This window comes from Desulfurella sp. (assembly GCF_023256235.1).
Classification (GTDB): Bacteria; Campylobacterota_A; Desulfurellia; order Desulfurellales; family Desulfurellaceae; genus Desulfurella.
Map to the genome: position 1 here is coordinate 4655 of NZ_JAGDWY010000023.1, position 4580 is coordinate 9234.

A 4580-nucleotide genomic window follows, 5' to 3' on the forward strand; every position below is an offset into this window, starting at 1 on the left:
TAGGCACTGATGCAATAAAACCAATTAAAGCAAACAAAACTAACAAACGCTTCATACTAAAACCTCCTCATTGTAATTTGTTACATATATTATACAATCGTGTTATTTTAATGCAATGATTTTTCTAATTAAATCGACTTTATAGTTTCAATTAAATTATAAGAATTGCTTATACAGTCATTAAACCCAACGCCATAAAAAGCATTACCAAGAAAATATAAACCAGCATTTCTGGATTCAAACTCTTGTATTTGCTTTATGATTTCTTTGTGATTTAATAAATATTGAGGTATTGCAGATGTGTATTTTATTATTTTGTAATATTCAAAAGGAGCGAAAATTTTTGCACTGCGTTGCAGCTCTGCTAAAGCGATTTGTAAAAGCTCAAAATTGTTTTTTTGAATAACAGAAGGCCTCAGCGCACCGCCTAAAAACATTCTTACTAAAAACTTATCTTCTGAGCTTCTGTTTTCAAAAATGCTTGAATCAAAGAGTACACCAATGGTTTCGTTAATCTTGTTTAAATCAAATAAATATCCATAAGAATCAACTACTTTGTTTGCAAATTTTTTACTAAAAGCTAAAGCAACAAGTACAATTGGCGAATAAGGGATGTTTATAAGAGATTTTGATAGCTTATTATCAAGATTTTGTATAATTTTTGCTATCTCAAATGATGGTGCAGCAAATACGACAATATCTGCTTCAAGCCTGTCAATATTTGTATACACGACATACTTTGAGGCTTTTTCTATAGACACAACATTTTGTTTATTTAAAACATTAACAGATTTCGCTATATGATCAGTAAAAGATTGCATACCTTCTTTAAAAGAATAAAGCTCTTTTGCAAATTGACCACTTGCTGAAGAGGTATTTGCTTTTTTTTGCTTCATCAAACTTACCAAACCTTTGATAAGTGAGCCATATTTCAATTCAATTTCTTTTATGCGCTTAAAATTCGAAGTTATGCTCATACTATAAGGATCTGCTGCGTATATCCCAAGAGACATTGGACCAATCAATTTATCTAAAAATTCTTTTCCAAGGCGTCTTGTTACAAATTCTGCCACAGTTTCATCTTCTGGGTTTGGCTTTACAAATGGTTCTCTAAGCAAAGCAAGTTTTGATTTTGTGCTTAAAAAGTTATCTATTAATAATTTTTGTTGTTTTGTTGGTATTTCGTATAGCCTGCCATCGTATATAAATTTTCTGTTTGATGATTGTTTAGCTTTTATGAGATTTTTAGAAAATCCTGTTTGTTCAATAAATTTAATTGTAGTTTCATTGTATAAAAAGCCGTTTGGACCTGCTTCTATTAAAAGACTATTTTCTTTAATTGTCTGAATTTTACCGCCGTTTTGTGTTTCTTTTTCAAGGACGGTTACGTCAAAACCCTCTTTTTTAAGTAAATAAGCGCACGAAAGACCAGAAATACCAGCACCAATTACAATTGCTTTCATATATACCTCGATATTATACTTGATAAAACTTCTATAAAGTCGTCATCGTCATTAAAAGATTTAAACCTGAATAAATTAATATTCATTTTTTTTGCAAATTGAGCATACGTATAATCTATCTCATAAATTGTTTCTGTGTTATCTGATATAAAACTAACTGGCACAATAAGAACGCTTTTATTCTTGAGTTTTTTGAGTATATTTAGCGTTGTAGGCTCAAGCCATTTAATGGGTCCTAGCTTTGATTGAAAAGATACATAATATTCTTTTAAATTGAGGTTTTTTGCTAAAAGATTGCAAAAGATATAAGTGTCTTTTTCGTAGGAATCTTTTTTGGCAAGTTTTAAAGGTAAACTATGGTTAGAAAAAATTACCGCATCAGGTCGGATTTCATTTAATGTATCTTTAAGCTTTTGGATATAGAAATCTGTAAATTGAGCAAAACTACACAAAGGAGGAAGGATTTTTTTTGGTTTGATTTCAAATAGAATACCATAGAGCGTTTTCGAATAGATTGTATAGAGTGGAAGTAAAATTGTGCTTTTATCTTTGCAGTATGGTGTTGAGTAAGAAAAACAATAGTTTACTTTTACATTTAGGATTTTTTGAAGTTTATTTGCCTGGGATTTTGTTATCTCAAAAAGAGGCGAGGGTGCAAATTTTAATATTTTACAACTAGAAAACGCTCTATTTAACATAAAAATTGCAAACATTTTTCGTATTGAAGTGTTTTGAATATTTGATATGTACGGATCATTAAACATGTTGTAAAGAAAACTAAGACATTCAGTTTTTTTTGAAATATAGCCTAAATTAGCAATTGTTATACTCATGTATGGTATCCACCAAAAATTTTAAGTTATCTTGTGGTGTTTGGGGAAGTACTCCGTGGCCTAAATTAAAAATATACAGTTTGTCTCTCATGTTATTGAGCAAGTCTATGGTATGTTTTTTTATTGTATTTTTATCTGTAAGCAATATTGTATTATCAAGGTTCCCCTGAAGGCACTTGTCTGTTTTTTGTGAAATATGGTTAATGTCTACTTTCCAGTCAAAACTATATGCGTTTGAAGGTAATTTTAAAATATAATCCAATAAATGATTGGCTGAGTGAGCAAAGTAAATAGATGGTTTTTTAATAGATTCTAATATTTTGAAATTATGTTCAAAGACATAATCTTTATAAGTTTTGGCAGCCAATATCCCAGCCCAACTATCAAATAACTGAAAGCAATCACAACCACTTTGAAGCTGAGCTTTTAAATAATCAATTGTGAGGTTTGTTAGAGTTTCCATGATACTTTTAAATTTTTCTGTTTCTTGATATGCAAAAGCTTTAGGCGAATAAAATTTTGCATCGTTAAAAAGATAGCAATATAATGTAAAAGGAGCAGCCGCAAAACCTATTAGTGGTTTTTTTGTTAACGTTTTTATTAGTTTTATGCCTTCAAATACAAAGTTTAATTTATTTGACAAGCCTTTATAGGATAATTTATTTATATCAATATCAACAACAGGCGATGTACCTTCATGATAAAAAATTTTAGCATTCAAAGCCAAAAGTGGAATCAGGATATCAGAAAACAATATTGCAGCATCAACATTTAGTGTCTCAACAGGAAGCAGTGTGGTTTTTGCTATAAGCTCAGGTGTTGTGCACATTTGTAAAAAAGAGTAATACCTTCTTAAATCTCGATATTCTTTTAGCGCTCTACCTGCCTGCCTCATTAGCCAAACAGGTGTGTATTGACCTTTTATGCCATTTAATCTATCTAAAAAAACCATTTTTAAGTTTTAGCCTCATGCCAGTTTTTTCCTATGCCAATATTAACTTTTAGTGGGACTTCAAAATTTACGACTTTTTCCATAGAATTTTTTACAATATTTTTTACTTTTTCAACCTGAGCATTGCTACATTCAACTAATAATTCATCATGTATTTGCAAAATGATTTTTGCATCAAAATTTTTAAGTGCTTGATCTAATTTAACCATGGCAATTTTTATAATATCTGCTGCTGTGCCTTGAATTTTGGCATTTACTGCAGCCCGTTTTTCAAATTCGGCTAATTTCTTATTAGGACTGTTTATATTTTCAAAGTAACGTCTTCTATTGAAGTATGTTTGTGTATAGCCTAAGTTTTTTGCTTCTTTAAGTGTTTCTTCGATAAATTCTTTTGCTTTTGAAAACCTTTCGAAATAGCGTTGTATATACTCACTTGCTTTTTGTGCCGGAATTGAAAGCGTTTTTGCTAAGCTTTGTGCGCCCATCCCATAAATGATACCAAAATTAATAGTTTTTGCAATTCTTCTTGTGTGTGAATCTACCATTTCCGGCAAAATATTAAATAATTCTACAGCTGTTTGTGTGTGTATATCTAAATCTTTTTTAAAAATTTCAAGCAGTATCGGATCTTTAGAAAGTTCAGCCAAAACTCTTAATTCAATTTGAGAATAATCTGCACAGATTAAACTGAAATCTTTTTTTGCAACAATAGCTTCTCTGATATTAACAAATGGGTTATCAAGGGGAAGATTTTGCATATTGGGGTTTGAAGAAGATAGTCTACCGGTTAGCGTTAAAGTTTGATTGAATGTTGTATGTATACGATTATTTTTGTCTGCATTTTTAATTAGAGGTTCAATATATGTGGATAAAAGTTTGGTTAGTATCCTGTATTCTATAATTAATTTTGCTACTGGATGGTCAAGTTGTTCTAAAGTATCAGAATCCGTTGAAAAACCTGTTTTGTTTTTTTTGGTTGGTTTTAAACCAAGTTTTTCAAAAAGCGCCACTTGAAGTTCTTTTGGTGAATTTATGTTGATTGAACCAGTTATGCTTTCAATTGAAGAGCGTTTTTCCTGTATTAGTTTATTGATAGTTTCTCTATATTGCTTTAATTTTTCTATATCTACGCCGATACCCTCTTTTTCCATTTTCTTTAAAATTTTTGATAAGGGAAGCTCAACTTCAAATAACAAGAATTCCAGACCGAGTTTTTTTATAAAATCTAGAAAAATAGGTTTAAGATAAGAGACTTTTTGGCTATAGGTCATTTCTGATACCTTTTCGTAGAGTCCTTTGTCTATAAATAAGGCACATTTATCAATATTGCCT

Annotated in this window: 4 protein-coding genes; all 4 read right to left on the bottom strand. The window is 30.2% G+C overall.

Annotated features, from left to right (window positions below; translation table 11 throughout):
• Nucleotides 1-128: 128 nt before the first annotated feature.
• A complete protein-coding gene (gene hemG / locus Q0C22_RS02235; protein ID WP_291490450.1) occupies nucleotides 129-1463 on the bottom strand; it encodes a protoporphyrinogen oxidase in 1335 nt (444 codons plus the stop codon).
• A complete protein-coding gene (locus Q0C22_RS02240; protein WP_291490451.1) occupies nucleotides 1460-2296 on the bottom strand; it encodes a ferrochelatase in 837 nt (278 codons plus the stop codon). Before Q0C22_RS02240 ends, hemG begins: the two co-directional genes overlap by 4 nt.
• Complete coding sequence (hemE, locus tag Q0C22_RS02245; protein WP_291490452.1) at nucleotides 2277-3248, bottom strand: uroporphyrinogen decarboxylase; 972 nt, start codon at nucleotides 3246-3248, stop codon at nucleotides 2277-2279. Before hemE ends, Q0C22_RS02240 begins: the two co-directional genes overlap by 20 nt.
• A gap of 2 nt (nucleotides 3249-3250) precedes the next feature.
• Nucleotides 3251-4580: DNA polymerase (locus Q0C22_RS02250; RefSeq protein ID WP_291490453.1), on the bottom strand; the 1330-nt coding region annotated here is incomplete at its 5' end.